26 protein-coding genes are annotated in these 26075 nt (G+C 74.3%); 10 read left to right on the forward strand and 16 right to left on the reverse strand.

Annotated elements, in window-relative coordinates; translation table 11 throughout:
- From ABD296_RS13000 to ABD296_RS13045, 10 genes are read right to left on the reverse strand one after another with little or no spacing between them, the layout of a single operon-like run.
- Entirely contained in the window at window positions 1-867 is an 867-nt protein-coding gene (locus ABD296_RS13000; RefSeq protein WP_344265550.1) for an SMP-30/gluconolactonase/LRE family protein, read from the reverse strand.
- Window positions 864-1802 carry a sugar kinase gene (locus ABD296_RS13005; protein WP_344265552.1) on the reverse strand — a complete coding sequence of 313 codons (939 nt, stop codon included), beginning with the start codon at window positions 1800-1802 and terminating at the stop codon, window positions 864-866. The genes ABD296_RS13000 and ABD296_RS13005 overlap by 4 nt, the downstream gene beginning before the upstream one ends.
- On the reverse strand, window positions 1799-2434 hold the full coding sequence (locus tag ABD296_RS13010; protein WP_344265554.1) for a bifunctional 4-hydroxy-2-oxoglutarate aldolase/2-dehydro-3-deoxy-phosphogluconate aldolase: 636 nt from the start codon (window positions 2432-2434) through the stop codon (window positions 1799-1801). The genes ABD296_RS13005 and ABD296_RS13010 overlap by 4 nt, the downstream gene beginning before the upstream one ends.
- Window positions 2428-3573: a galactonate dehydratase gene (gene dgoD / locus ABD296_RS13015; RefSeq protein WP_344265557.1), complete on the reverse strand. Its 1146-nt coding sequence runs from the start codon at window positions 3571-3573 to the stop codon at window positions 2428-2430. The genes ABD296_RS13010 and dgoD overlap by 7 nt, the downstream gene beginning before the upstream one ends.
- The gene (locus ABD296_RS13020; RefSeq protein ID WP_344265564.1) at window positions 3570-4319 is read right to left on the reverse strand and encodes an SDR family NAD(P)-dependent oxidoreductase; all 750 of its coding nucleotides are present in this window, start codon (window positions 4317-4319) and stop codon (window positions 3570-3572) included. Before ABD296_RS13020 ends, dgoD begins: the two co-directional genes overlap by 4 nt.
- Window positions 4316-5284: a DUF4380 domain-containing protein gene (locus ABD296_RS13025; protein ID WP_344265568.1), complete on the reverse strand. Its 969-nt coding sequence runs from the start codon at window positions 5282-5284 to the stop codon at window positions 4316-4318. The genes ABD296_RS13020 and ABD296_RS13025 overlap by 4 nt, the downstream gene beginning before the upstream one ends.
- Window positions 5281-6381, reverse strand: a complete 1101-nt coding sequence (locus ABD296_RS13030) for a zinc-dependent alcohol dehydrogenase family protein (protein WP_344265571.1) — start codon at window positions 6379-6381, stop codon at window positions 5281-5283. The genes ABD296_RS13025 and ABD296_RS13030 overlap by 4 nt, the downstream gene beginning before the upstream one ends.
- An 18-nt stretch (window positions 6382-6399) precedes the next feature.
- Entirely contained in the window at window positions 6400-7422 is a 1023-nt protein-coding gene (locus ABD296_RS13035; RefSeq protein WP_344265574.1) for an ABC transporter permease, read from the reverse strand.
- Between the two features lie 37 nt (window positions 7423-7459).
- A complete protein-coding gene (locus tag ABD296_RS13040; protein WP_344265577.1) occupies window positions 7460-8956 on the reverse strand; it encodes a sugar ABC transporter ATP-binding protein in 1497 nt (498 codons plus the stop codon).
- 19 nt (window positions 8957-8975) lie between these two features.
- Complete coding sequence (locus ABD296_RS13045) at window positions 8976-9962, reverse strand: substrate-binding domain-containing protein (RefSeq protein WP_344265580.1); 987 nt, start codon at window positions 9960-9962, stop codon at window positions 8976-8978.
- 135 nt (window positions 9963-10097) lie between these two features.
- Here ABD296_RS13045 and ABD296_RS13050 point away from each other — a divergent pair, with 135 nt between their 5' ends.
- Entirely contained in the window at window positions 10098-10796 is a 699-nt protein-coding gene (locus ABD296_RS13050) for a FadR/GntR family transcriptional regulator (protein ID WP_344265583.1), read from the forward strand.
- 10 nt (window positions 10797-10806) lie between these two features.
- Here ABD296_RS13050 and ABD296_RS13055 read toward each other — a convergent pair whose 3' ends face one another.
- From ABD296_RS13055 to ABD296_RS13065, 3 genes are all read right to left on the reverse strand, one after another.
- Window positions 10807-11577: a class I SAM-dependent methyltransferase gene (locus ABD296_RS13055; RefSeq protein ID WP_344265586.1), complete on the reverse strand. Its 771-nt coding sequence runs from the start codon at window positions 11575-11577 to the stop codon at window positions 10807-10809.
- A 54-nt stretch (window positions 11578-11631) separates the two neighbouring features.
- Window positions 11632-12390: an SDR family oxidoreductase gene (locus ABD296_RS13060; RefSeq protein ID WP_344265589.1), complete on the reverse strand. Its 759-nt coding sequence runs from the start codon at window positions 12388-12390 to the stop codon at window positions 11632-11634.
- A gap of 168 nt (window positions 12391-12558) precedes the next feature.
- Complete coding sequence (locus ABD296_RS13065; RefSeq protein ID WP_344265592.1) at window positions 12559-13041, reverse strand: DUF3237 domain-containing protein; 483 nt, start codon at window positions 13039-13041, stop codon at window positions 12559-12561.
- Between the two features lie 145 nt (window positions 13042-13186).
- Between ABD296_RS13065 and mftR the strand changes: the two genes are divergently transcribed.
- Window positions 13187-13828 (forward strand): mycofactocin system transcriptional regulator, encoded by a 642-nt coding sequence (gene mftR, locus ABD296_RS13070; protein WP_344265595.1) that lies wholly within the window; start codon window positions 13187-13189, stop codon window positions 13826-13828.
- On the opposite strand, the gene mftG is transcribed toward mftR, so the two are convergent.
- Window positions 13829-15370 (reverse strand): mycofactocin dehydrogenase MftG, encoded by a 1542-nt coding sequence (gene mftG, locus ABD296_RS13075; protein WP_344265598.1) that lies wholly within the window; start codon window positions 15368-15370, stop codon window positions 13829-13831.
- 114 nt (window positions 15371-15484) lie between these two features.
- Here mftG and mftA point away from each other — a divergent pair, with 114 nt between their 5' ends.
- The 6 genes from mftA to mftF are packed head-to-tail and all read left to right on the forward strand — an operon-like array spanning window position 15485 to window position 20656.
- Window positions 15485-15607, forward strand: coding sequence for a mycofactocin precursor MftA (gene mftA / locus ABD296_RS13080; RefSeq protein ID WP_344265601.1), 123 nt, complete (start codon window positions 15485-15487; stop codon window positions 15605-15607).
- 10 nt (window positions 15608-15617) lie between these two features.
- Complete coding sequence (gene mftB, locus ABD296_RS13085) at window positions 15618-15905, forward strand: mycofactocin biosynthesis chaperone MftB (RefSeq protein WP_344265604.1); 288 nt, start codon at window positions 15618-15620, stop codon at window positions 15903-15905.
- Window positions 15902-17155 (forward strand): mycofactocin radical SAM maturase, encoded by a 1254-nt coding sequence (gene mftC / locus ABD296_RS13090; RefSeq protein ID WP_344265607.1) that lies wholly within the window; start codon window positions 15902-15904, stop codon window positions 17153-17155. Before mftB ends, mftC begins: the two co-directional genes overlap by 4 nt.
- Before the next feature lie 54 nt (window positions 17156-17209).
- A complete protein-coding gene (gene mftD, locus ABD296_RS13095) occupies window positions 17210-18412 on the forward strand; it encodes a pre-mycofactocin synthase MftD (RefSeq protein WP_344265610.1) in 1203 nt (400 codons plus the stop codon).
- A gap of 1 nt (window position 18413) precedes the next feature.
- Entirely contained in the window at window positions 18414-19169 is a 756-nt protein-coding gene (gene mftE, locus ABD296_RS13100) for a mycofactocin biosynthesis peptidyl-dipeptidase MftE (RefSeq protein WP_344265613.1), read from the forward strand.
- Window positions 19166-20656, forward strand: a complete 1491-nt coding sequence (gene mftF / locus ABD296_RS13105; protein WP_344265616.1) for a mycofactocin biosynthesis glycosyltransferase MftF — start codon at window positions 19166-19168, stop codon at window positions 20654-20656. Before mftE ends, mftF begins: the two co-directional genes overlap by 4 nt.
- 2 nt (window positions 20657-20658) lie before the next feature.
- On the opposite strand, the gene ABD296_RS13110 is transcribed toward mftF, so the two are convergent.
- Window positions 20659-21465, reverse strand: coding sequence for a mycofactocin-coupled SDR family oxidoreductase (locus ABD296_RS13110; protein WP_344265619.1), 807 nt, complete (start codon window positions 21463-21465; stop codon window positions 20659-20661).
- A 501-nt stretch (window positions 21466-21966) separates the two neighbouring features.
- Between ABD296_RS13110 and ABD296_RS13115 the strand changes: the two genes are divergently transcribed.
- Window positions 21967-24282, forward strand: coding sequence for an ATP-binding protein (locus tag ABD296_RS13115; protein WP_344265622.1), 2316 nt, complete (start codon window positions 21967-21969; stop codon window positions 24280-24282).
- 89 nt (window positions 24283-24371) lie between these two features.
- Window positions 24372-25796 carry a sugar porter family MFS transporter gene (locus ABD296_RS13120; RefSeq protein ID WP_344265625.1) on the forward strand — a complete coding sequence of 475 codons (1425 nt, stop codon included), beginning with the start codon at window positions 24372-24374 and terminating at the stop codon, window positions 25794-25796.
- Here ABD296_RS13120 and ABD296_RS13125 read toward each other — a convergent pair.
- On the reverse strand, window positions 25793-26075 hold a 283-nt coding region (locus tag ABD296_RS13125), incomplete at its 5' end, for an integrase core domain-containing protein (protein WP_344265628.1). The genes ABD296_RS13120 and ABD296_RS13125 overlap by 4 nt on opposite strands.

Consider the following 26075-nt stretch of genomic DNA (forward strand, 5'->3'; position numbering starts at 1 on the left):
TCAGGTTTCGCCGTGGTCGTCCGCGGCCAGGCGGAAAGGAGCCGCCGGGTAGCCGGCGACGGTCGTCTCGGTGGTGAGGACGCGGCCGTCGGCCGGGGCGGGGGCTTTCAGGCCATGAGTGGCGGTGGTCACCAGGACCCGGTACGGCGGTTCCGGCGAGAGGCACACGCTGGTGGGCTGGCTTGCGGGGAGGGGGAAAACCGTCAGCAGGTCGCCGGACGGGGCGTAGCGGTGCACGGCGGACGCGCCCCAGACCGCCGACCACAGGCACCCCTCGGTGTCGACGGCCATGCCGTCCGGCGATCCGTCTGGCACTCGGGCGAACACCTCGCGCTCGCCCGGCTCGCCGGAGGACGGGTCGACCGGGACGCGGTAGATGACGCCCTGGGCGCTGTCGGCCAGGTACATGGTCCGGCCGTCGGGGGTGAAGACCGGGCCGTTGGGGATGTTCAGGCCGTCCATGGCGGTATGGACGGTGCCGTCGTGGTCCACCCGGTATAGGGAGCCCGTTCCCGGTGTGCCGTCGTAGGCCATCGAGCCCGCCCAGAAGCGTCCGGACGGGTCGGCCGTGCCGTCGTTCATGCGCATGGGCGTGGGCGCGCCGTCCTCCGGGCGGGCGAGCCAGTCGACGGTGCCGTCGCCGTTCAGGAGGGCTATGCCGGTGTCGGCGGCGGCGATCCACGCGTCCGAGTCCTGGATCGGGGCGACCGCGCCCAGCGGGAACGGCACCGATGCCAGGAGCGTGGTGGGCTCCAGGCGGTAGAGCCTTCCGGCCAGGAGGTCGACGGCGACGAAGCCGTCGGCCGTGGCGCGCAGCCCCTCGCCGAGCTCCCACGGGCCGGCGTTCTCCAGGACGGTCCAGGTCATCGCAGCGCGACTCCTTCGGGAAGGCCGATGAGGTCGAGTTCGTCGCGGCGGGGCAGCCCCTCCCAGTCGCCGCGGGTCAGCACCGCGAACGCGCCGACGGTGTGGGCGCGGCGGAGCCGGGCCTCGGCGTCCAGGCCGTCCAGCAGGCCGGACAGGTACCCGGCGACGAACGCGTCGCCCGCGCCGATCGAGTCGACGGGGCTGACGCGGCGGGCGGGCACGGTACGCGTGCCGTCCGCGGTGTACGAGCGGGCCTCGTCGCCGTTCTTGACGACGACCTCGGCGGCGCCGCCGTCCAGCAGTCGGGCGGCGATCCGGTCCGGGGGGCCGTCGCCGAGCAGGGTGAGCTCGTCGGGGGACGCGATGACGCGGTCCGCGGCGGCGGCGAGCGGGGCGAGCGCCTCGGCGGCGGCCTCCCGGCTCCACAGCCGCGGCCGGTGGTTGAGGTCGAGGCTGATGTGCGCGTTCCGGGACCGGGCGAGGCGGCACAGCGCGGTCACGGCGTCCCGGCAGGACGCGCCGAGTGCCGGGGTGATCCCGGTGACGTGCACGATCCGCGGTTCGAACGGCAGCGCCTCGACGTCCTCGGCGCACAGCCGGGACCCGGCGGACCCGGCGCGCAGGTAGTGGACGCGGGTGACGTCCGGCAGCCGCTGCTCGAACATGATCACGCCGGTGGGCGCGGTGCCGTCGCGGCGGACCGCCGAGACGTCCACGCCCTCGGCGCGCAGCGTGCGGGTGACGAGGTGCCCGGCCTCGTCCTCTCCGACGCGTCCCGCCCAGGCGGCGGTGTGGCCGAGACGGGCGAGGCCGATCGCGACGTTGCTCTCGGCGCCGGCGATGCTGGTGGTGAAGCCGGAGCCGAGCCGCACCGGGCCGGTGGCCCGCAGCGCCATCATCGCCTCGCCGGCGGCCAGGACGTCCACCCGGGTCACGCGGGCCCGCCCGAGACGGCGAGGAACGCGCGGGCGCGGCGCCGCAGTCCGGCGAGGTCGCCGCCGCGCGGCGCGTCCCCGCACAGCGGCGAGCCGACGCCGACCGCGACGGCGCCGCGCCGCAGGTACTCGGCGGCCTCGGCCTCCCCCACGCCGCCGACCGGGACGAACGGGACGCCCGGGAACGGGTCGCGCAGCGCGGTGAGGTAGCCGGGGCCGTAAGCGCTCGCGGGGAACAGCTTGACGGCCGTCGCGCCGGCGGCGACGGCCGCGGCCACCTCGGTCGGGGTGACCGCCCCGGCGAGCACGGGAAGGCCGAGCCGCAGCGCCTCGTCGACGCCCGCGCCGAGCGCCGGCGTGACGGCGTACTCGGCGCCCGCGTCACGGGCGCGGCGCGCATCGTCCGCGGTCAGCACCGTGCCGGCGCCGATCCGCGCGGAGCCGGCGGCCTTGCCCGCGACCTCCTCGATGACGTGCAGGGCGTCGGCGCCGCTCAGCGACACCTCGATCAGCGCGACGCCCTCCTCGGCGAGGGTGAGGACGGTGCGGGCGGCCGCCGCCGGGTCCGGGCCCCGGACGATGGCGACCAGCCGGCGCCGCTCCAGTTCCTCCGCGATCGTCGTGTTCACCATTCCGCGTGCCCTCCGTCCGGGTGCCGCCAGACCGGCGGGCGCCACCGGTGCCCGGTCCGGTCGGCGCGGCGCACCTCGTCCTCGTCGATCTCTATGCCCAGGCCCGGCGCGTCCCAGCGCTCGATCGAACCGTCCACGAACGCGAACGGCGACCGGTCGGCCAGGTAGTCGAGCACCTCGGCGCCGTGGTTGTAGTGGATGCCGATGCTCTGCTCCTGGATCAGGAAGTTCGGCGTCGCGAACGCCACCTGCAGGCTCGCGGCGAGCGACAGCGGGCCGAGCGGGCAGTGCGGGGCGAACAGCGCCCCGTACACCTCGGCCAGCGACGCGATCCGCCGCACCTCGGAGATCCCGCCGGCGTGCGACAGGTCGGGCTGGACGACCGCGACCCCTGCCCGCAGCGCGGGCAGGAACTCGGCGCGGGAGAACAGCCGCTCCCCGCACGCGATCGGCGTGGTGGTGGACGCGACGATGTCGCCGAGCCGGTGCGTGAGCTCCGGCAGTACCGGCTCCTCCACGAACATCGGGCGGTACGGCTCCAGCAGCGGGATGAGCCGCCGCGCGGCGGGCAGCGTGATCCGGCCGTGGAAGTCGACGGCGAAGTCCGCGTCGTCGCCGATCGCCTCCCGCACGGTCGCGGCCCGCCGCACGATCGCGTCGATCTGGGCGACCGGCGGCAGCGCCGCGGCCCGCCCGGAGGCGTTGATCTTCACGGCGGTCAGGCCTGCGGCGATCTGCGCGGCGGCCTCGTCGCCGACCTCGCCGGGCTCGTCCCCGCCGACCCAGCCGTACACCCGGACGCGGTCGCGGACCGCGCCGCCGAGCAGCTGGTGCACCGGGACGCCGAGCGAGCGGCCGAGGATGTCCCACAGCGCCTGGTCGAGCCCGGCGACCGCGCTGGACAGCACCGGGCCGCCCCGGTAGAACGCCGCCTTGGTCATGGTCTGCCACAGGTCCTCGACGCGGCGCGGGTCGGCGCCGAGCAGCAGGTCCGCCAGCTCGTGCACGGCGGCGCGGGTCGTCTCGGCCCGGCCCTCCACGACCGGCTCGCCCCAGCCGACGAGGCCGTCGTCGGTCTCGACGCGGCAGAACAGCCAGCGCGGCGGGACGAGGAACGTCTCGACTCTCGTGATCTTCATGCGGATCCCTTGGTGATGCTCCAGCCCCCGTCCACCCGCAGCGAGACGCCGGTGACGAACGAGGCGTCCGGACCGGCGAGGAACGCGATCGCCGCCGCGACCTCCTCCGGGCGGCCGAGGCGTCCCGCCGCGGTCTCGGCGGCGCTGCGCCGCCGGTCCTCCTCGCCGATCCCGTCCCACTGCGCGGTGAGGACCGGGCCGGGCAGCACGGCGTTCACCCGCACGCCCGGTCCGTACTCGGCGGCGAGCTGCCGGGTCAGGCCGGTCAGCCCCGCCTTCGCCGCCGCGTACGCCGGGCGTCCCGGCAGCCCGAACGCGGCGTGCACGGACGACACGATCACGATGGCGGCGCGGTCGCTGGCGCGCAGGTCGTCGAGGGTCGCGCGGACGCCGAGGAAGGCCCCGGTGAGGCTGACGTCGAGCTGGGCCCGCCAGGACTCCAGCGAGATCTCGTCCGCCGGGCCCGGGTCGTAGCGCAGCGCGTTCGACACCAGGACGTCCACCGGGCCGAGTTCGGCGCGGCAGGCGCGGACGGCGCGTTCCCAGTCGCCGGGGTCGCTCACGTCGCATCGCAGCCCGAGCGCCTTCGCGCCGTCTGCGGACAGTGCCTCGGCGACCTCGTCCACCTGCGCGGACACGTCGAGGAGCGCGACCGCGTATCCGTCGGCGGCGAGCCGGCGGGCGGTGGCCGCGCCGATGCCCTGCGCGGCGCCGCTGACGACGGCGACGGGTCGTTTCGCGGTCACGGCGTCCCACCTCCTTCGCCGGCCCGCTCCACCGTCACCCGGATGCCGAGGGCGGTCTGCGCGCCCGGGGCGAGTGTCTCCCACGGGCCGAGCGCCTCGCACTCGACGATCCGGGCGGGCGGAGCCAGCCCGCCGAGGTGCTCCAACGGATGGTCGAGGGGATGCTCCATCCACACCTCGGCGCGCGAGCCGCCGTCGGGGTACGGGGCGTCGTCGTGGACGTCGAACTCCATGGTCAGGCGATGCCGGGCCCGCGTGTAGGTCAGCCGTCCGGCGGCTTGCGGGAAGCCGAGCTTGCCGACGGCGTCCTGCGCGGGGACCTCGACCGTGTCGGGGCGTGGCCACGTCCAGGCGGGCGCGGCCGTGCCGACCGCGAGCTCCACCGGTTCGCGGAAGCCCGGCCCCACCGCGACGTGGATCGTTCCACCGCCCGGGTACTGGGCGACGTTCCACACCGCCCACCGCACCGGCACGGACGACGCGTTGACGGCCGAGACCCGCAGGTCGTACCCGGCCTCATCGGCACGCAGCCGGATCTCGCGGCGCAGCCGCAGCCCGGTGCGCGGATCGTGCTCACTCTCCAGGACCACCGCCGCATCCCCGGAATGCAGGTCACACGTGTACGGGCCCGAGTCGAGCACCGGGTCGGGCGGCCCCGCCCACTCCCCCGCCGACGACCAGCCCTGCGGCGCGGGCCACGTCTTGTCGCCGCCGTAGTTGTGCCAGTTCGCCATCGGCCCCGAGGTGCGTTCCGGCCGGTGCCCGCCGACCGGGTGCAGCCGGTCGTCCAGCAGCGCCGGGTTGCGCCACAGCAGTTCCCCGCCGTCGTGGACGAGGCTCAGCAGCCGCCCGCCCAGCGCCGGGACGATCCCGAGCCGGAGCATCCCGTTGCCGAGCCACACCACCTCGTACGGGCCGGAGGTGTCGGTCTCGACGCGGACGACTCCTGCCGCACTCGCCGTCACTGTGCCGCGTCCGGGACGAGCACGACCTTGCCCTTGCTCGTGCCGGCGGCCAGCGCGTACGCCTCGTCCGCCCGCGACAGCGGGAAGACGTCGCTGACGGCCTTCTCCGGCCGCAGTCCCCAGTCGACGAGGTTGCGCGCCAGCTCGCTCATCGCGGGCAGCGACGTCACCCAGGACGCGTGGATCGTGAGCTGCTTGTGCAGCAGCGTGTCGGAGACCTCGGTGCGCAGGTCGCCGCCCTCGCCCACCAGCGAGACATGCCCCCATTCGGCAGCCGCCTCCAGGGCGAGGCTCCGTCCGGGGCGCGTCCCGGAGCAGTCGATCGTCACGCCTGCGCCGCCGCGTCCGGTGAGGTCCGCGACCGCTTCGGCGGCGCCGTCGCCCGCGGGCAGGGTCGCGTCGAACACGCCGAGCGTCCCGGCCCATTCGCGGCGCGCCCCGGACGGCTCGACGCCGATGACCTTCCGCGCCCCCATGCCGCGTCCGATCATCCCGGCGGCGAGCCCGACGGGGCCCAGCCCGACCACCAGCAGGTCGGTGTCGCCGCTGACCCCGGCGCGGCGCAACCCCTCGTAGGCCGTGCCGAACCCGCAGGCGATCAGCGCACCGTCGACGTAGGACAGCTCGTCCGGCAGCGGCACGCACGTCCGCTCCTCGGCGAGCAGGAACGGGGCGTGCCCGCCGTCGCGCTGCCACCCGTAGGACTCGCGGCCGGAGTTGCAGCTGATGTAGTGGCCGCGGCGGCAGTTGTCGCACAGCCCGCAGCCCACGATGTGGTACACGATGACGCGGTCGCCCACGCCGAACCGCCGCACTCCCGGCCCGGCGGCCACGATCCGGCCGGACGGCTCGTGCCCCGCGATCACGCCCCGGTAGGCGGGGCCGTCCACACCGCGGTACCCCTTGTATTCGCGGTAGATGTAGCCGATGTCGCTGCCGCAGATCCCGGACGCGCCGACCTCGATCAGCACCTGCCCGTGGCCGGGTTCCGGCACGGGGAACCCGCGCAGCACCGCCGTGGAGTCCCCGGGCAGGAACACGCCCTCCATCCGCTCGGGCTTCCCGCCCGGAACCGCCGGCCGCGTCGTCGAAGTCACGGTCACCACCGCCCCCTCTCAGGCCGCCGCGCCGGCGCGTCCGCGCCGCGCGACCACCACGTTGATCAGTACGGCGCCGACGATGATCACGCCGCGCACCACGTTCTGCAGGAAGGAGTCCACGCCGAGCAGCACCAGGCCGTTGCCGATCACGGTGATGAACACGACGCCGAGCAGGGTGCCGAGCATCCCGCCGCGGCCCCCGGACAGCGCCGTCCCGCCGATCACCACCGCCGCGATCACGTCGAACTCCAGCCCGGACGCCGCGCCGCCGCTGCCGGAGCCGAGCCGCGCCGCCAGCAGGATTCCGGTGACCGCCGACAGCAGCCCGGTCGTGGCGAACAGCAGCACCCGGATCCGGGTGAGGTTGATGCCCGCCAGCCGCGCCGCGCCCGCGTTGCCGCCGATCGTGTAGACCGACCGCCCGTACGCGGTGAACCGGGCGACGTAGGCGAACACCGCGAACAGCACCAGCATCACGATCGCCGAGGTCGGGATGCCGGCGACGTCGCCGCCGAGCACGTCGAACACGCCGCTGTCGGGCAGCGTCACCGGCAGCGCGTCGGTGAGGTAGAGCCCGAGTCCGCCGAGGATGCTCCACAGGCCGAGCGTCGTGATGAACGACGGCACGTCGAACATCGCGCGCAGCCATCCCGCGATCGCGCCCCACACCACGCCGAGCAGCAGGGTCACGACGATCGCGCCGCCGACGCCGAGGCCCCATTCGGTGGCGCCCTTGGCGACCAGCACCGAGGAGAACGCCGTCGCCGGGCCGATGCTGATGTCGATCTCCCCGGCGATGATGACCAGCGTGACGCCCCAGGCGGCGATGCCGACGGTGGCGGCGTCCCGCAGGATGCCGAGCTGGTTGTGCACCGACAGGAACCCGGCGGCCGAGGCGCCGAGCGCCACGTACAGCGCGATGATCGCCACCAGCAGGCCGATCTCGTTCAGCTGGTGCGACCGGCCGTTCAGCAGCCGCGCCGCCACGCCGGCGCCGCGCGTCCCGCCGGGCGGCGGGACGGTCCGAGTGGTGGTCATGGTCTCTCCTCGTTTCTCAGGCGGCCATCGCGGTTTCTCAGGCGGCCATCGCGGCGGACAGGACGGCGTCGACGGTCACCCCGTCGCCGGTGAACTCGGCGGCGACCGTCCCGCCGCGCAGCGCGATGACGCGGTCGCACACCAGCGGCAGCTCCTCCAGCTCGCCGGACACGAACAGCACGGCGGCGCCCCGGTCGGCCAGCTCCCTGACCAGCCGGTAGATGCCCTCCTTGGCCTCCACGTCCACGCCGCGGGTCGGCTCGTCCAGCAGCAGGATCCGGCTGCCCGCGTGCAGCCACCGGCCGATCACGGCCTTCTGCTGGTTGCCGCCGCTCAGCGCGGCGATCGGGGTGCGGGTGGACGCGGTGGCGATCGACAGCCGCTCGATCAGCCCGCGCGCGGCCCGGTCGACCTTCGCCGGCACCACGGACGTGCCGCTGCTCACCGCCCCGAAGTCCGACATCACCATGTTCTCCCCGACGCCGAGCAGCGGGACGATCGCCTCGCTCTTGCGGTCCTCCGGCGTCAGCCCGACACCGCGGCGCTTCATCCCGGCCGCGGTCACCCGCGGCACCTCGCGGCCGTCGACCCGGACGGTCCCGGCGGCGGCCGGCTCGAACCCGGCGATCGCGCGCAGCACCTCGGTGCGGCCCGACCCCATCAGCCCGGCCAGCCCGAGGATCTCGCCCGGGTACAGGTCGAAGGACACGTCGGCGACCTTCGGCGGGACGCTCAGCCCGGACACCGACAGCAGCGGCGTGCCGCCGCGGTCCACGGTGCGGGCCCGCGGGCGGACGGCCGCCTCGTACGCAGAGCCGAGCATCATCGCGACGGCGTCCTCGGTGGACGTGGTCGCCATGTCGACGGTCCCGACGACCTCGCCGTCCCGCATGACGGTCGCGGTGCGCGCGATCCGCCGGATCTCGTCGAGCCGGTGGCTGACGTAGATCACCGCGACGCCGCTCTCCGCGATCCGCCGGACCGCCTCCAGCACCGTCTCGACCTCCGCCGCGGCGAGGGCGCTGGTCGGCTCGTCCAGGATCACCAGCCGCGGCTCCCGGCGCACCGCCCGGCAGATCTCCACGAGCTGCTGCTCGGCCAGCGGCAGCGCGCCGACCTGCGCGTCCGGGGCGATATCGAGGCCGAGCCGGTCGAAGATCTCCCGGGCCGCGCGGCGCATCGCGGGATGGTCGACCCGGCCCGCCGCCGACCGCGGCCACGCGCCGAGGAACAGGTTCTCCGCCGCCGTCATCCCCGGCACCAGGCTGAGCTCCTGGTGGACGGTCCGCACCCCGAGCTCGTTCGCGCGGCGGACGCCGCCGTCGCCGAGCGGGGCGCCGCCGATCTCCACGGTGCCCGCGTCGGCGCGCTCCACGCCGGACAGCACCCTGATCAGGGTGGACTTCCCGGCGCCGTTGCGGCCGAGCAGCGCGCGGACCTCGCCCGCCGCGATCTCCAGGTCCGCCCCCGTCAGCGCCCGGACGCCCGGGTAGTGCTTGGTGACGTCGGCGACGCGTACCAGCGGCGTGCTCATGCGGCTCCTCTTCTCGGGGTTACGGGATGCCATCGGAGTGCTCCTGGAGCCACCGCGAACCGTCCTTGGCGCCGAGGTAGCGGTCGATCGGGGCGGGGACGACGAACTTGTCGGTAGGCCGCCCCGCCAGCACGTCCCGCGCGGCCTGGCCCGCCAGCCGCCCGACCTTGATGCCGGAGATGTCGGCGACGCCCTTCAGGACCCGTCCGTCCTGGAGCTTCTTGGCGGCCTCGACCGACATGTCGCCGCCGAACACGGCGATCTTGCCGGCCTTGCCGCGCGCCTCGACGGCCTTGACCGCGCCCAGCATCTGCGACCCGGCCTCGCCGTAGAAGGCGTCGATCTCGGGATGGGCGGTGAGCAGCTGCTCGCCCCGCTCGACGGCCTCGTCCAGCGCGAGGCCCTGCTGGTTCGCCACGATCTTGGCGCCGGGCACCTTGGCCTTGAGCGCCTTCTCGAAGCCCTGGCGGCGCTGGATGCAGACCTCGAACTGCTCGCAGTTGATCACGCCGACCTTCGGGGCGCGCTTGCCGGCGGCCAGGAAGTAGGCGGCCATCTGCTCGCCGCTGACCCGGCCGAACTCGGCGGGGTCGCCGAGCACGAACGAGTGCACGTACTTGCGCGCCTGCGCGTCCTCGATGCAGGTGTTGTAGCAGATCACGGGGACACCGCTCTCCTTGGCGAGGCGCAGCGCCGGGATCGACGCCGTCGCCGACGCCGGGGACACGATCAGCGCGTCGACCTTCGCCGAGCTCATCGTGTTGATGAACGAGCTCTCCTTGGCGGGGTCCGACTGGATGTTGGTCTGGACGAGCTGCGGATCGCCGTCCCCATGGCCGAGCGTCGAGCGCAGCCCGCGCTCCACGCCCGCGTAGTAGCCCTCGGCGTTCAGGTAGACGACGCCGATGCGCCCGTGCTCGCCCACCCTGCCGCAGGCCGCGGTGACCGCCAGGACCGCCGCGACCGCCATGAGCACGGCCACCAGACGGCGCTTGGCTTGCTTCATCGACGTACTCCTCGTTCCGGCAACCTGCTGACCTTGTCTAATGCCCCCGACCCGGTGCTGTCAATATTAATTCCTAATTTATGATTACTCTGTGAGGGCTAGGGTTACTCGGCGGACGAGCGAAGGGGGCCATCCGTGGTGCGCTACTCGGAGCGCGGGCTGCACGGCCAGACGGTGCAGGAGATCGCGCGACGCGTCCTCGGCGGGGAGCTGAGCCCCGGCGACACCATCGACGTCGCGGCCCTCGGCGCCGAGTTGGAGGTCAGCCTGACCGCGCTGCGCGAGGCGCTGAAGGTGCTGGCCGCCAAGGGGCTGGTCGCCTCGCGGCAGAAGCGCGGCACGTTCGTGCGCCCCCGCTCCGACTGGAGCCTGCTCGACCCCGACGTGATCCGCTGGCAGTTCGCCAACCGCGACGACCAGGCGTTCCTGCAGAACCTGGCGGAGGTGCGCGGCATCATCGAGCCCCAGGCGGCCCGCTACGCGGCCCTGCGCCGCACCCCCGACGACCTCGCCGCCCTGGACGACGCCCTCATCGCCATGAAGGCCGCTGACGGCGACCTATCCCGCGCCGTCCAGGCCGACCTGGACTTCCACCGGGGCCTGCTCACCGCCACCCACAACGAGCTGCTGGAGCGGATGGAGGTCGTGATCGAGGTCGGCCTCGCCGAACGCGACCGCCTCGTGCACGGCGTCCGCCCCCACGACGACCCGGTGCCGAGCCACCGCGCCGTCCTCGACGCCGTCCGCGACGCCGACCCGGACCGGGCGGAGCAGGCCATGCACGACCTGCTCTCCAAGGCGGCGCGCGACCTCGACGACATCGGCCCCGACTGACCACCGGCCGTCACCGCGCGCAGGGGACCGGGCGTTTGGCCGCGTGGACGAGCCGCATGGAGATCTGCCCGGAGGCGAACAGGCGGGTGAGGCTCTCGGCCTGGCGGGCCGCCAGCGCGTGCGCGCGGTCGGCCGCGTGCCCGGCCGCGACGACGGCGGCAACCTGCTCGGCGCGCCGCGACCACGACAGGGGCACGCCGCCGGGCAGGCCGGTCTGCTCGACCAGGTCGAATCCCGTTCCGTCGAGCAGCGAGGCGAGCCGCCGCCGGGTGGGGAAGAGGTTGCCCTCGGGAGCCGGCAAGGCCCGCGGGCTCCGGGCCACGACGGCCAGGAGCCCGAGGGGTGCGCCGGGCCGCAACACCCGGTGGATTTCGCGGAGCAGGGCGGCCTTGTCCGCGACGGTGTCCAGCACCCCCAGGCACCAGACGGCGTCGACCGAACCAGCCCGCAGCGGGATCCGGCGGCCGTCCGCCGCGATCACCGGCAGTCCGAACAACCGGGCGGCGGCCCGGCACGCGGCCGGCATCGGCTCCAACAGGACCGGCCGGACCCCGAACCGCTCGGCCGCCCACGCCGCCGGACCACCGATGCCGGCGCCTACATCCAGCAGCCTGGTCCCGGCGCGCAGCTCGCACGCCTCCGCCAACCACGCCAGCGCCGCCGGATTCGCACTCCCCCGGCAGGCCGCCGGAATCGCGTACCCCTCCCCCAACTGCTCGACCGCGTCGGCGGTCCACCCGGCGACATCATCGAACTCCGCGGTCATCGCCGGTTCGGTCATGGCGGACTCCCCACGGTCGAATGCGCCGCTCGGCTCACCGGAGCGGACGGCGGATCACCTGACGGGATTCGCCGCCAGCCAGTCGGCGTACTTGATTGCGCCGAGGGTCGCGGCGCCGTCGTCCGGGACGAGGTCGCGCTCGTGCATCTCGGCGCCGAAGTAGTGCGCGTGCGGGTCGGTGACCACCTCGCGCGGGTCGCCCCACGCTGCCAGGGCCTTGCGGAAGAACTCGTCCATCCCGAAGCGCTCGGGGCCGGCGATCTGGATCCGGCCGTTCAGCGGCGCGCCCGCCGCGGTCCTGGCGACCGTCCGGGACACCTCCTCGCCCGCGATGGGCTGGAAGAGCACCGGCGGCATCGGCACCGCGTTCCCGCCGGCGGCGGCCTCGTCGGCGATCCTGCGCCCGAACTCGAAGAACTGCGTCGCGTGCACGAGCGAGAACGGGACCGGCGACTCCTCGATCAGCCTCTCCTGCGCGACCTTCGCCCGGAAGTAGCCGATGTCGGGCCGCCGGTCGGTGTTCACGATCGACAGCGCGACATGGTGGCCCACGCCGGCCTTCTGCTCGGCGGCCAGCAGGTTGCCGGTGGAGGTCCGGAAGAACTCCAGCACCGCCGCGTCCTCGAAGGACGGGGAGTTCGACACGTCGACCACCACGTCCGCGCCCTCCAGGACGTCGGCCAGTCCCTCGCCGGTGAGGGTGTCGACGCCGGTGCTCGGCGCGGCCGGAACCGCCTCGTGCCCGTGCTCCCGGAGCATTTCCACGGCCTTCGAACCGATCAGGCCGGTACCGCCGATGACCACGATCTTCATGTGGGGTCTCCTTCTCCTCTGGGCATCCCTTGCCGCCCGGTCACCGGCTAAGACAGGGCTCCTTCCCGTTCTGTGACAGCTCCGCCAAAAGATTCGCCAAACCGGCCCTATCGGACCTCCGGCGTCAGGCGGCGGGCCGGGCCGGACGGCGCGGCGTTGCGGGGATGCTCAGAGCAGGGCGTACATGCGGATGGCGACGGCGTCCTCCGCCACGCCGCGGGCCAGGCCGACGAAGACGGTCTGCGCGAGCCACCGGTGCGCCGGCGCGTCGGTGCGGAAGGCGGGCGAGGTGCGGTAGTACACGCCCGGCCAGCTCACCTGGAGGTCCCCGTCGTACTGCTCGGGGCTCTTGGCCTCCTCCTCGTGGTAGTAGCCGCGGTTGACGATGTCGATGACCGCGCCGTCCTCGGCCTGGATGAGGTAGCGCGCGTCGAGTTCGCAGACGCGGCCCCGGGTGTTCGACCAGTCGCCGCCGCCCGGCAGGACGGTCCCGCGCAGCAGCGGGCCCTCCACCGTGCCGCCGGTGATGGGGGTGAACTCGGTCTTCTCGCCGTCGCCGTGTCCGACGTGGAGGCTCGGGGAAAGGTCGGCGCGGATCTCGAAGGCGAAGGTCAGGGCCGGGGTGAACGCGGAGGTCTGAGTCTCGGGCATGGCGGCAGGCTAGCGAGGGAGGCGAGGAAATACAACAGCGTTGTACATCACTGTTGTACATCCGCGGGAACGCGCCGTCGCCGGCGCCGGCCGGCGTGCCCGCCTTCCGGGTGCGGGGCCGTGCGGGGCGTGGGAACCTTGAGCCGTGACCTCGGAAGGTGGGACGGCCGCTTCCCAGCGGGCCATGGGCAGGCCGCGCGCGACCTCGCCGGCCGTCCTGGAGCGGCTGGCGTTCGAGCTGTTCGCCCGCAAGGGCTTCGACGAGACCACCGTGGACGACATCGCGGGGGCCGCGGGGATCGCGCGGCGCACGTTCTTCCGCTACTTCTCGTCCAAGAACGACCTGGTGTGGGGCGACTTCGAAGGCCAACTGCGCAGGCTGCGCGCCCTGCTCGACGAGACGGACCCGCACACGCCGATGATGGACGCGGTGCGCCGGGCCGTGGTCGAGTTCAACCGGTTCGACCCGCAGGACGTGCCGTGGCACCGGCAGCGCATGCAGCTCATCCTGGGGGTGCCGACCCTGCAGGCGGACGCGACGCTGCGGTACTCGTCCTGGCGATCGGTCATCACAGCGTTCGCGGCCGAGCGCACCGGCGAACCGGCGTCCGCGCTGGTCCCCCGGCTCACCGGGAACGTCGTGCTGGCCGCCGCGGTCTCGGCGTACGAGCTGTGGCTGGCGTCCGGGGAGGAGACGGTGCTGGCCGACGTGCTGGACGAGGCGCTCCGGCGGGTGAGCACCGGCCTGTCGGCGGTGCCGGACGGCGCCGGCCCCGTCCCGAGCTGATCAGCCGCCCCGGCGGACGGCACCGGCGATCACCTCGCCGATGAGGACGGCCGTGGCGGCCGGGCCGCGCAGCGGGGCCGTCGGCAGGATGGACGTGTCGGCCACGCGCAGACCCTCCAGGCCGTGCACCCGGCCGTGCCCGTCGACCGCGCCGCCCATCGGCACGGTGCCGCAGGTGTGCTGGGACGTGCCGAGCCGGGCGCGGATCCACGCGTCGAGCAGGCCGTCGTCGTCCAGCAGCCCGGGCTCCGGATCGGCGAGTCCTTCGCGGACCTCGCCGAAGGCGCCGGTCGCCACGACGGCCGCCGCCGCCCGCACCGCCTCGCGCATCCGGCGCCGGTCGGCGCCGGTGTCCAGGTAGCCGTAGGCGATGCGCGGCGGGACGTCCGGGTCGGCGGAGACGGTGCGGAGTCCCCCGGACGTCCGGGGCGTCTGCACCGACACCAGGAACGGCAGCGGCGCGCCGGGCGCCGCCGCCTCCCCGCCGACGAGGCCCATGGTCGGCACGAGGGACTGGAGGATCTCCAGGTCGCCCGCCGCGTCGCCGCCGGAGGAGGACGGCAGGTGCAGGACGCCGCCGAGCCAGCCGCCGGACGGCACGGGCATCGGCCGCCGCGGCGTCCACTCCACAACGGTCTGCGGGTGGTCGCTGAGGGCGGCACCGACGGCGGGAAGGTCGTGGACGACCGCGATGCCGTGCCGGGCCAGGTCGTCGGCGGGGCCGACACCCGACAGGTGCAGCAGGTGCGGCGACGACAGCGAGCCCGCGCACAGGATGATCTCGCCCGCGTCCAGGACCGTCCGCCGCCCGCCGCGTTCGACCACGACACCCGTCGCCCTGCCGCGGCTGATGACGATTGACCGCACCACGCACTCGCCCAGCACGGTGAGGTTGGGCCGCTGGGCCGCCTCACCGAGCAGGTAGGCCACCCCGGTGTTGATCCGCCGGCCGCCGGCCGTGTTCGTCGGCACCGGCCCGAAGCCGGGCCGCCCCTGGTCGTTCTTGTCGGGATCGTCCGAATATCCGAGCGAGCGGGCGGCGGCCTGGAACGCGGCGGCGGCGGGATGGCCCAGATCCGTCCGCTGGACAGGAATGGGACCGTCGCCGCCGTGCAGCGCCGTCGCACCGAGGTCGAGGTCGGTCTCCAGCGCGCGCATGACCGGCAGCACCCGGTCGTAGGACCAGATGTCGCCGTGGGCCGACCAGCGGTCGAAGTCCGCGCGCCGCGCCCTGACGAAGTAGCCGCCGTTGACGGCGGTCGAGCCGCCGAGGAACCGCCCGCGCGCCGCCGCGTACGGCAGTCCGGGCGTGAGCAGGGCCGGGAACGTCCGGACGGCGGCGTGGCCCGGCTGCGCACCCGGGACGAGGCGCGCGTCCAGCAGCCCGGCGGGGAAGTCCGGCAGGGCCCGCGGCGCAGGCCCGGCCTCGGCGAGCAGCACCTCGCATCCGGCGTCCTCGCTGAGCCGGGCCGCCAGGACGGCGCCGCTGCCGCCCGCGCCCACCACGAGGACGTCGGGGCGGCGCCCGGAGGGGGTGATCACGCGGGTTTCCGGCGGATCATGGGGCGGAGCCTTCCTTTTTGGCACTCGATGCATTTAGTATCCGTCCAGGACCGATGGTACGAGCCGCGCGGCATGCCGCCGGAAGGAGGACCCATGGAGACCGACGCTCCGCAGCAGCAGGACGCGGACCGGGCCGACGAGCGGGCCCAGGACGTCGACGTCGCCGAGTCGCTGATCGAGGAGGTCTCGATCGACGGCATGTGCGGCGTCTACTAGGCCGCACGCGATGACCGAGCCCGTGCCGGACCTCGACCTCGACCGCGCCTGGGACCTGCATCCGCAGGTCTCGGTGCGGCCCGAGCCCTTCGGCGCGCTCCTGTACCACTTCGGGACGCGCAAGCTGTCGTTCCTCAAGGACCGCCGGCTGCTGGACGTCGTGCGCTCCCTCGGGGACGCGCCCACCGCCAGGGAGGCGTGCACCCGGGCGGGCGTGCCCGCGGCGGACCTGCCGAGGTTCGGCGCGGCGCTCGGCGCCCTCGCCGGCTCCTCCATGCTCGTGGAAAGGACCCCATGACCATCACGACGAACCGGCCCGGCCCGCAGAGCCCCGCACGGCAGGGGACGCGGCTGGTCGACCTGTTCGAGTACGGGCTCGACGCGCCGATCTGCCTGACCTGGGAGCTCACCTACGCCTGCAACCTGTCGTGCGCGCACTGCCTGTCCAGTTCCGGACGGCGCGACCCGCGCGAGCTGAGCACCGCTGAGGCCAAGGCCGTCATCGACGAGCTGGAGGCCATGCAGGTCTTCTACGTCAACATCGGCGGCGGCGAGCCGACGGTCCGGCCCGACTTCTGGGAGCTGCTGGACTACGCCACCGCCCACCACGTGGGCGTGAAGTTCTCCACCAACGGCGTCCGGATCACCCCGGAGGTCGCCGAGCGGCTCGCGGCCAACGACTACGTGGACGTGCAGATCTCGCTGGACGGCGCGACCCCCGAGGTCAACGACGCGGTGCGCGGCGCCGGCTCCTACGACACCGCCCTGCGCGCGATGCGCAACCTGCGCGACGCGGGGATGAAGAACTTCAAGCTGTCGGTGGTGTGCACCCGGCACAACATCCCGCAGATGGACGCGTTCAAGGCGATCGCCGACGAGTACGGCGCGCAGCTGCGGCTGACCCGGCTGCGCCCGTCCGGCCGCGGCGCCGACGTGTGGGACGAGCTGCACCCGCGCCAGGAGCAGCAGCGCGAGCTGTACGACTGGCTCGTCGCGCACGGCGACAGCGTCCTGACCGGCGACTCGTTCTTCCACCTGTCCGCCTACGGCAAGGCGTTGCCGGGCCTGAACCTGTGCGGCGCCGGACGCGTGGTGTGCCTCATCGACCCGGTCGGCGACGTGTTCGCCTGCCCGTTCGCGATCCACGACGAGTTCCTCGCGGGCAACATCCGGCAGCCGGGCGGGTTCGCCCGCGTCTGGCGGGAGTCGGACCTGTTCCGGAACCTGCGCGAGCCGCAGACCGGCGGGGCGTGCGCGTCCTGCGGCTTCTACGACACGTGCAAGGGCGGCTGCATGGCCGCCAAGTTCTTCACCGGCCTGCCGCTGGACGGCCCCGACCCCGAGTGCGTCCAGGGGTACGGCGAGAAGCTGCTCGCGCAGCGTCCCGAGGACCGGGCGGGACTCCCCAAGCCGTCCGCCGACCACTCCCACCGCACCTCGCCGCCGCGCCGCAAGCCGGTGCCGGTCACGCTGATGACCAGCCGGCCGGAGCGCCCGCCGGTGAGCGCCTGCGAGGAGAACCCGCTGGCCGGGCTGCGGCTCCCCTAGCGGTTCCGCCAGAGGCCCCTCAGCGGCCCGCCCATCCATCCAGGAGACATCGAGATGTTCAAGAACCCGTGGTTCGAGACCGTGGCCGAGGCGCAGCGCCGGGCCAAGCGGCGGCTGCCGCACATGGTCTACGGGGCGCTGGTCGCGGGCTCGGAGCGCGGCCGGACGATCGACGCCAACACGAAGGCGTTCGGCGACCTCGGCTTCGCGCCGCGCGTCGTCGGGCACAAGGCGGAGCGCGACCTGTCCACCACCGTGATGGGCGTGGAGACCTCCATGCCCGTGCTGATCTCCCCCACCGGCGTGCAGGCCGTGCACCCCGACGGGGAGGTGGCGGTGGCGCGCGCCGCCGCGAACCGGGGCGTCATCATGGGGCTCAGCTCGTTCGCGAGCAAGCCCGTGGAGGAGGTCGCGGAGGCCAACCCGAACGTCTTCTTCCAGATGTACTGGAGCGGCGACCGCGACGCGATGATCCAGCGCCTCGACCGCGCGAAGAAGGCCGGGGCGAAGGCGCTGATCGCCACGCTCGACTGGTCGTTCTCCAACGGCCGGGACTGGGGCAGCCCCATGATCCCGGAGAAGATCGACTTCAGGACGGCGGCGAAGCTCGCGCCGGGCGTGCTGCCCCACCCGGGGTGGCTGTGGAAGTTCGCCAAGGAGGGCCGGATCCCGGACCTCACCACCCCGAACCTCAAGCCGCCGAACGGCCCCGCGCCGACGTTCTTCGGCGCCTACGGCGAGTGGATGCAGACGCCGCCTCCCACCTGGGAGGACGTCGAGTGGCTGCGCGAGGAGTGGGGCGGGCCGCTGCTGCTCAAGGGCGTCACCCGGGTGGACGACGCCAAGCGCGCGGTGGACGCCGGCGTGACGGCGCTGTCGGTGTCCAACCACGGCGGCAACAACCTCGACACCACGCCCGCCACGATCCGCGTCCTGCCGGCGATCGCGGAGGCCGTCGGCGACCAGATCGAGGTGCTGCTGGACGGCGGCGTGCGGCGCGGCGGCGACGTCGCCAAGGCCCTCGCGCTCGGCGCGCGGGCCGTGCTCATCGGCCGCGCCTACCTGTGGGGCCTCGCGGCCAACGGGCAGGCCGGGGTGGAGAACGTCCTGGACATCATGCGCGGCGGCCTCGACTCCGCCGTCCTTGGGCTGGGCCACTCCTCCGTCCGCGAGCTCAACCCGGAGGACCTCGTCATCCCGCCCGGCTTCGCGCTGACGCTCGGCGGCGGCTCGGTCGCCGACGCGCCGGCGGGCTGACGTGCCCGCTGCCGGTGACCCGATCGGTTCCGGTGACCTCGCCGGGGCCGCCTGGACGGACGTCCGGGCGGCCCCGCTGGTCCTGGTGCCGGTGGGGTCGTGCGAGCAGCACGGGCCGCACCTGCCGCTGTCCACCGACACGGTGATCGCCGAGGCCGTCGCCGGGCGCGCGGCGGACGCGCTGCGCCCGGACATGGAGGGGCAGGTGCTCGTCACCCCCGCGATCGCGTTCGGCGCGAGCGGCGAGCACGCGGGCTTTCCCGGCACCGTCTCGATCGGGCACGAGGCGCTGAACGCGGTGCTCGTGGAGACCGTGCGCTCGCTCGCGCTGTGGGCGGGTCGGGTCGTCTTCGTCAACGGGCACGGCGGCAACGTGCCCACGCTCGACGCCGCCGCCGGCCGGATGCGGGCCGAAGGGCACGACGCCGCCTGGGTCGGCTGTGGCGTTCCCGGCGGCGACGCGCACGCCGGGTCCACCGAGACCTCCGCCATGCTCCACCTGGCCCCCGGCCTGGTCCGGCCGTTCGGCGCGGTCGCCGGGGAGACCCGGCCGCTCGCCGCGATCATGCCGGAGCTGGTCGCGGGCGGGGTCCGCGCCGTCTCGCCGTCCGGGGTGCTCGGCGACCCGTCCGGGGCCTCCGCGGACGCGGGCCGCGAGATCGTGGACGCCATGGTCGCGTCGGTCGTCCGCCGGATCGGCGGCGGGAGCGCGGACGAGCGCGGACGGCTCCTCGACACGACGGCTCCCCTGTCATGAGCCGGTTCCGGCTGCCCGACGGCTTCCCCGTCACACTCGCCCGGGACACCTCGCTCTGGTCGGGCGGACGCGTGGCCACCGGCGGCTCACCCTGGAAGGTGGTGCGTCTGGCGGACGCGGCGCGCCCGCACCTGGCGGCGCTGCGCCGGGCCGGCGCGGCCGGTCTCGCCGATCCCTCGCCGGTCGGCCGGGCGCTGGCCCGCAAGCTCCTCGACCTCGGCATGGCCGACCCGCTCCCGGCGCCGCGTCCCGGACCGCACGACGTGACCGTCGTGATCCCGGCCTACGAGCGGGCCGGCGAGCTGGAACGGTCCCTGGCGGCGGTCGGGGACGTGCCGGTGATCGTCGTGGACGACGCGTCGCCCGACCCCGAACCGCTGCGGCGGGTCGCGGAGGCGTACGCCGCGCGGCTGGTCCGGCATGCCCGCAACCGGGGCCCCGCGGCGGCCCGCAACACCGGGCTGCGCCTGGTGGAGACGTCCTTCGCCGCGTTCGTCGACTCCGACTGCCGCCCGATGGAGGGCTGGCTCGACGTCCTCGTCCCGCACTTCGACGATCCGCGCGTCGCCGCCGTCGCCCCCCGGATCGTCCCGCTGTCGGACGACACCGGGCTGCTGGCCCGCTACGAGACCGCCCGGTCGGCCCTGGACATGGGGATGCGGCCGGCGCTGGTGCGTCCGGGAGGCAGGCTCGGGTTCGTACCGACCGCGACGCTGCTGGTGCGGGTCGCGGCCGTGGCGGACGCGCCGTTCGACGAGGACCTGCGGCTCGGCGAGGACGTCGACTTCGTCTGGCGGCTGGGCGACCAGGGGTGGAACGTCCGCTACGAGCCCGCCGCGCGGGTCGCCCACACGCCCCGCTTGCATCCGGTCGCGTGGGCGCGGCGGCGCCACGAGTACGGCACGTCCGCGGCCGACCTGGCGCGGCGGCATCCCGGCAGGCTGGCGCCGGCCCGCCCGTCGATGTGGAACCTCGCCGTCCTCGGCCTGCTCGCCCGGGGCCGTCCGGGTGCGGCCGCCGGCGTCGCGGGGGTGACGGCGGCGCTGCTGGCCCGGCGCCTGTCCGAGCTGCCCGCCGACTGGAGCCTGGCCGCCGCCATCGTCGGCAAGGGCGCCGTCGCCGACGCCGCCGCGATCGGGCACGCGCTGCGCCGCGAGTGGTGGCCGCTCGGCCTGCTCACGCTCGCCGCCTGCCGCCGCAGCCGCCTCGCCCGCGCGGCGGCCGTGGCCATGCTCGCGCCGGTCGCGCTGGAATGGCTGCGGCAGCGTCCGTCCATCGACCCCGTGCGCTACACCGTCCTGCGGCTCGCCGAGGACGTCGCCTACGGGTCCGGCGTGACGGCGGCGTCGGCCCGCGCGCGCTCTGCCGCTCCCCTGCTCCCGGACGTCCGCTTCCCGGAGTCGTTCTCCTCCGTCCGCGAGCGGGCCCGCACCGCCGCCGGACGGTGGACCGCGGCCGTCCGTGCGGCCGGCCGCGATCCGCGCTGAGGTCAGCGGTTCAGCGCACCGAGGTCGACGGGCAGCTGGGCGCCGGTGATGTACTTGCCCTCGTCGGAGGCCAGGAACGCGACGATGTTCGCGATGTCCTCCGGCTCGACCATCTCGTAGGGCAGCGCCGGCATGTAGATGGGCCCGAGCATCGGGCTCTGCTCCAGGAGCTCGGTCATCGTCCCGCTGGTCATGCCCGTCCGCACCCCGTGCGGGTGGACGGTGTTGACCCGGATGTCGTGCTCGCCCAGCTCGTTGGCGAGGACCTTCGCCAGGCCGACCACGCCGTGCTTCGACGAGGCGTAGTGCGCGAGGAAGGGCAGCCCCTTCAGGCCCGCGACCGAGCTGGTGATGATGATCGAACCGCCCTGGCCCTGCTCGATGAGCGTCGGCACGGTGGCCTTGACCGTCTTCCACACCCCGGTGAGGTTGGTGTCGATGACGTCCTGCCACTGCTCCTCGTCGAGCTCCCAGGTGCGGCCGTAGTTCACGATCCCCGCGTTGGCCACCACCACGTCGAGCCGGCCGAGTTCGGCGACGCCCTCCTGGACGGCCGCCTGCAGCGCGGCCAGATCCCGGACATCGGCCTTCCGTGCCACGATCCGGCGCCCCTGCTCGGCTACCAGCTTGGCGGTCTCGTCGAGGTCGTCCTGGGTGGGCGGCTCGTAGGGGACGTAGGAGCTGACCGCTCCGACGAGGTCCACCGCGATGACGTCCGCGCCCTCGGAGGCCAGCCGGACGGCCTCCGCGCGCCCCTGCCCGCGCGCCGCGCCGGTGATGAAAGCGACCTTGCCTGTCAAACGCGCCATGGGGTTCTTCCTCCACGTTGGTCAGACCCGGCGGCGCAGGGCGGAGGGCCTTTTCGGCCGGACGACGGCTGCGCCGCCATCGGGCCGATAAGCGGTCACCGCCATAGTGGCACTCAGTGCCAAAAGGAGCAAGACCCTGCTCATCCCCCTGCTCGTCCCCCTGCGCCCGGCTCATCCGGCTCGCCCGGCTCCCTGAAGCCCCCCGCCGCCACCGGCGCCGACAGCACGGTGACGGCGGCGGGGACCGAGGGCCCCGGCGGCCGGGGGTTCCCCCCGGATCCCCGGCCGCCGGACCGGCGGACCGCGCGGGAACGCCGGTGCGGGCGGGCCGCCGGAGGCACCGCCGCGCGACGCCCATCCTCACCGGGCCGGGACGGGACGGGCATCGGTAGATGAACCGATCCGCGTACCGATTTCCGGTCGCCTTCCGTAGCACCGCAATTACAATTCAGGCGTACCCCAGGTCGCCGGACGTCCGGCGGGAGCTGACTCGGAGACGGCGTGGCGCTGGAAATGACGCTGGAGCGGCAGACGGGACGACTGCCCGCGGAGTTCACCAGCTTCGTCGGGCGGAAGACGGAGCTGCACCAGGTCCGGAGGCTGATCGACGGGCACCGCCTGGTCACGCTGACCGGGCCGGGCGGGGTCGGCAAGACCCGGCTCGCCGTGCGCACCGCGACCCGGGCGCGCGACGCCTTCGACGGCGGCGTGTACTTCGTCGGCCTGTCGAGCCTCACCGAGCCCTCGCTCCTGGCGCAGGCGATCTGCGACGCGCTCGGGCTCGCCGGGCAGGGCGGCGGGCCGGCCGCCTCCCGGCTCGCCGACCATCTCGCCGACCGGCGGGTGCTGCTCGTCCTCGACACCTGCGAGCACCTGCTCGACGCGTGCGCGGCGCTGGCCGAGGCGCTGCTGCGCTGCGCCCCGGGGCTGCGCGTGCTGGCGACCAGCCGGCAGCCGCTCGACGTGCTGGGCGAGCACACGGTCAGCGTCGCCCCGCTGGGCCGGCCGGAGCCCGGCGGGCCGGACGCCCCGGACGGCGAGGAGTGCGACTCGGTCCGGCTGTTCGCCGAGCGCGCCGCCGCGGCCGTCCAGGGCTGGACGCTCACCAACGGCAACCGGGACGCCGTCGCCCGGCTGTGCCACCGCCTCGACGGGATCCCGCTGGCGATCGAGCTCGCCGCGGTGCAGCTGCGGACGTTCTCGGCCGACCAGGTGCTGAGCCGGCTCGGCACCCGGCTGTTCCAGGCCCGCGGCGCGCGCACCAGCGTGCCGCGGCACCAGACGCTGCGCGCGGCGATCGACTGGAGCCACGCGCTGTGCTCGGCCGAGGAGCGGCTGCTGTGGGCGCGGCTGTCGGTGTTCGCCGGCGACTTCGACCTCGACGCCGCCGAGCACGTCTGCTCCGGCGACGGCCTGCCCGCCGAGCACGTCGTGGACGTGCTGACCGGCCTGGTCGACAAGTCCGTCGTGCAGCGCGCCGACCGCGGCGGCCGGGTCCGGTACCGGATGCTCGACAGCCTGCGGGAGTACGGCGTCGAACGGCTCGCCGCGGGCGGCGGGGAGGCCCGGCTGAGGCGGCGCTGCTTCGACTGGTACGCCGGGCGGCTGCGGCTCGCCCGGGCGGAGCTGGCGGGCGCGGAGCAGGCCCGGTGGCTCGACTGGTTCGACCGCGAGCGCGCCAACATCCGGGCGCTGCTCGGCCACGTCATGACCACGGCCGAGACGGCGACCGCCCGGGACGCGATGGACGCCCTCGGCCGGCTCTGGATGCTGCACGGCATGGCGGGCGAGTGTCGGCACTGGATGGACCGGCTGCTGGAGGCCCGCGACACGACGGGCGAGGGCTGGGCGTGCCTCCTCGGCCTCGCCGCCCTGACGATGACGCTGCAGGACGACCTCGGCGCCGCCGGTGAGCTGCTGGAACGGGCGTCGGCGCAGGCGCGGGCGGAGGGCGACCGGAACGCGATCGCGCTGGTCACCTGCTGCGAGGGCGTCACGGCGCTGTTCGCCGGCGACGTCGACCGGTCGCTGCGGCTGCTCGGCGCCGCCGACGAGTTGGGCGAGCACGCCGCCGACGACGTCCTCCTGCTGCTCGTGGAGGTGTTCCGCGGCGTCGCGCACCTGTTCAAGGGCGACCACCCGGCGGCCGTCGAGCACGCCGGACGGGGCGCGCGGGCCGGCGAGGAGCACGGCGAGCTGTGGGTGCGCTCCTACGGCATGCTGGTCTGCGGGCTCGCGCTGTGGCTCGCCGGCGACCTCGAGGCCGCCCTCGAACGGCTCCGCCGGTCGCTGCGGATCAAGCGCGACCTCGCCGACGAGCTGGGCATGACGCTGGGGCTGGAGGCGATCGCCGGGTGCCTGTGCAGCGGCGGCGAGTACGTCCGCGCCGCTCGGCTGCTCGGCGCCGCCGACCGGATGCGCGAGTCCACCCAGACGGCCTGGTTCGGCCCGCACCACGCGATGCTGCGGGAGACCCACATCGGCGAGGCGGTGCGGGCGCTGGGCGAGCGGCGGTACCGCGCGGCCTTCGAGGAGGGCGAGCGCCTGACCCCGGCGCACGCGATCCAGGACGCGCTGGGCGAACCCCCGGCGTCCGGCGCGCCCGCGGGCGCGTCCGGGCAGGACGCCTCCCCGCTCACCGAACGCGAGCTGGAGGTGGCGGCGCTGGTGGCCGAGGGGCTGTCCAACCGCGACATCGCCGGCCGGCTGACCATCGCCAAGCGCACCGCCGACTCCCACATCGAGCACATCCTCGCCAAGCTCGGGTTCTCCTCCCGCGCGCAGATCGCCGTCTGGATCACCGAACAGGGCGCCTGACCCCGCCTCCGAGCCCGGTGCGTGTGCTGACGATCACAGAGGGTAAGGCCGGATCTGCACGCGCGACGCCGATCGGGGAGGCACCGGGGATGCAGGGGTTCGCCACCGCGACGGTCTACGAGGGCCCGCTGTCGGAGGTGCCGCCGGACGGGCTGCGCAGGATCTGGGTCTGGGCGGTCCTGATCGCGGTCGGCGGGTTCCTGTTCGGGTTCGACACCGGGGTGATCTCCGGAGCGCTGCTGTACATCAAGACCGACTTCGGGCTGAACTCGTTCGAGCAGTCGAGCGTGGTCAGCGTGCTGGTGCTCGGCGCCATGGCCGGCGCCCTCGGATCCGGGCGGATCGCCGACCGGATCGGCCGCCGCCGGATCCTCGGCCTGGAGGGGCTGGTCTTCCTGATCGGCACGGTGATCGCGGTGCTGTCCACCGGCTACGCGATGCTGGTCGCCGGCCGGCTCGTGCTGGGCCTCGCGGTCGGCGGCGCGTCGGCGACCGTCCCGGTGTACCTCTCGGAGATCTCGCCCAAGGAGATCAGGGGCCGTGCCCTGACCCTCAACCAGCTGATGATCACCATCGGCATCCTCACCGCCTACCTGACCAACCTCGCGTTCTCCGGCGCCGAGGACTGGCGGGCCATGATCGGCGTCGGCGCGGTGCCCGCGCTGGTGATCGTCGCCGCGTCGCTGTGGGTCCTGCCCGAGTCGGCCGCGTGGCTGGTCGCGCGCGGCCGCCGGGACGAGGCGCGCGGGCTGGTCGCCTCGGTCACCAACGAGGCGACCGCCGACCGGCTCCTGGAGCGCTACGACCAGGGCAGGGCGCGCGACGCGGGCGACGGGGACGAGCGGGCCGGCTGGCGGACGCTGCTCGGCGCCGGCGTGCGCCCGGCGCTGGTCGTCGGGCTGACGCTCGCGGCCGTCCAGCAGTTCGGCGGGATCAACACGATCATCTACTACGCTCCGACGATCATCGAGGAGACCGGGCTGACCGCGTCGAACTCGATCGTCTACTCCATCGCCATCGGCGTCATCAACCTGGTGATGACGCTGGTCGCGATCCGCGTCATCGACCGGGCCGGGCGCCGGCCGCTGCTGCTGTTCTCGCTCGGCGCGATGGCCGTCATGATGGCGCTGCTCGGCCTGTCGTTCGTCGCGGGCTGGTCGTCCGGCCTGTCGCTGGTGTTCATGGTGCTCTACATCGCCGGCTACGCGGTCGGCACCGGACCGGTGTTCTGGACGCTGATCGGAGAGATCTTCCCGCCGCGCGCCCGCGCCGCCGGGTCCAGCGCGTCCACCGCGGTGAACTGGCTGGCGAACTTCGTGGTCAGCCTGATCTTCCTGCCGATCGCCGGCGCCCTCGGCCAGGGCGAGACGTTCTGGATCTTCGCCGTGATCGCGGCGCTCGGCTGGGTCTTCGTGGGCCGGTTCGTCCCCGAGACGAAGGAGCGCGACTTCACCGAGGTCGACGCCGAACTGCGGTCCCGGTTCGGACGGCGCGCCCCCGCCGGGACCGGCTAGGTGTTCTGTCCCGTGAGGTTGGGGACGCGGGTGGTGGGTGGTTGGCCGCCGAGTGCGGTGTGGCCGCGGTGGTGATTGTAGGTGTGCAGCCATTGCGGGAGTGCTCGGCGGCGTTCGGCTTCTGATCGGTAGGGCTGGTTGTAGGCCCATTCGTCCAGCAGGGTGCGGTTGTAGCGTTCGACTTTGCCGTTGGTTTGGGGCCGGTAGGGGCGGGTGCGTTTGTGGGTGATGCCGGCCGCGTGCAGGGTGTCGCGCCAGAGTCTGGAGCGGTAGCAGGAG

Origin of the sequence: Actinomadura napierensis, from assembly GCF_039529375.1 — a bacterium.
Classification (GTDB): Bacteria; Actinomycetota; Actinomycetes; order Streptosporangiales; family Streptosporangiaceae; genus Spirillospora; species Spirillospora napierensis.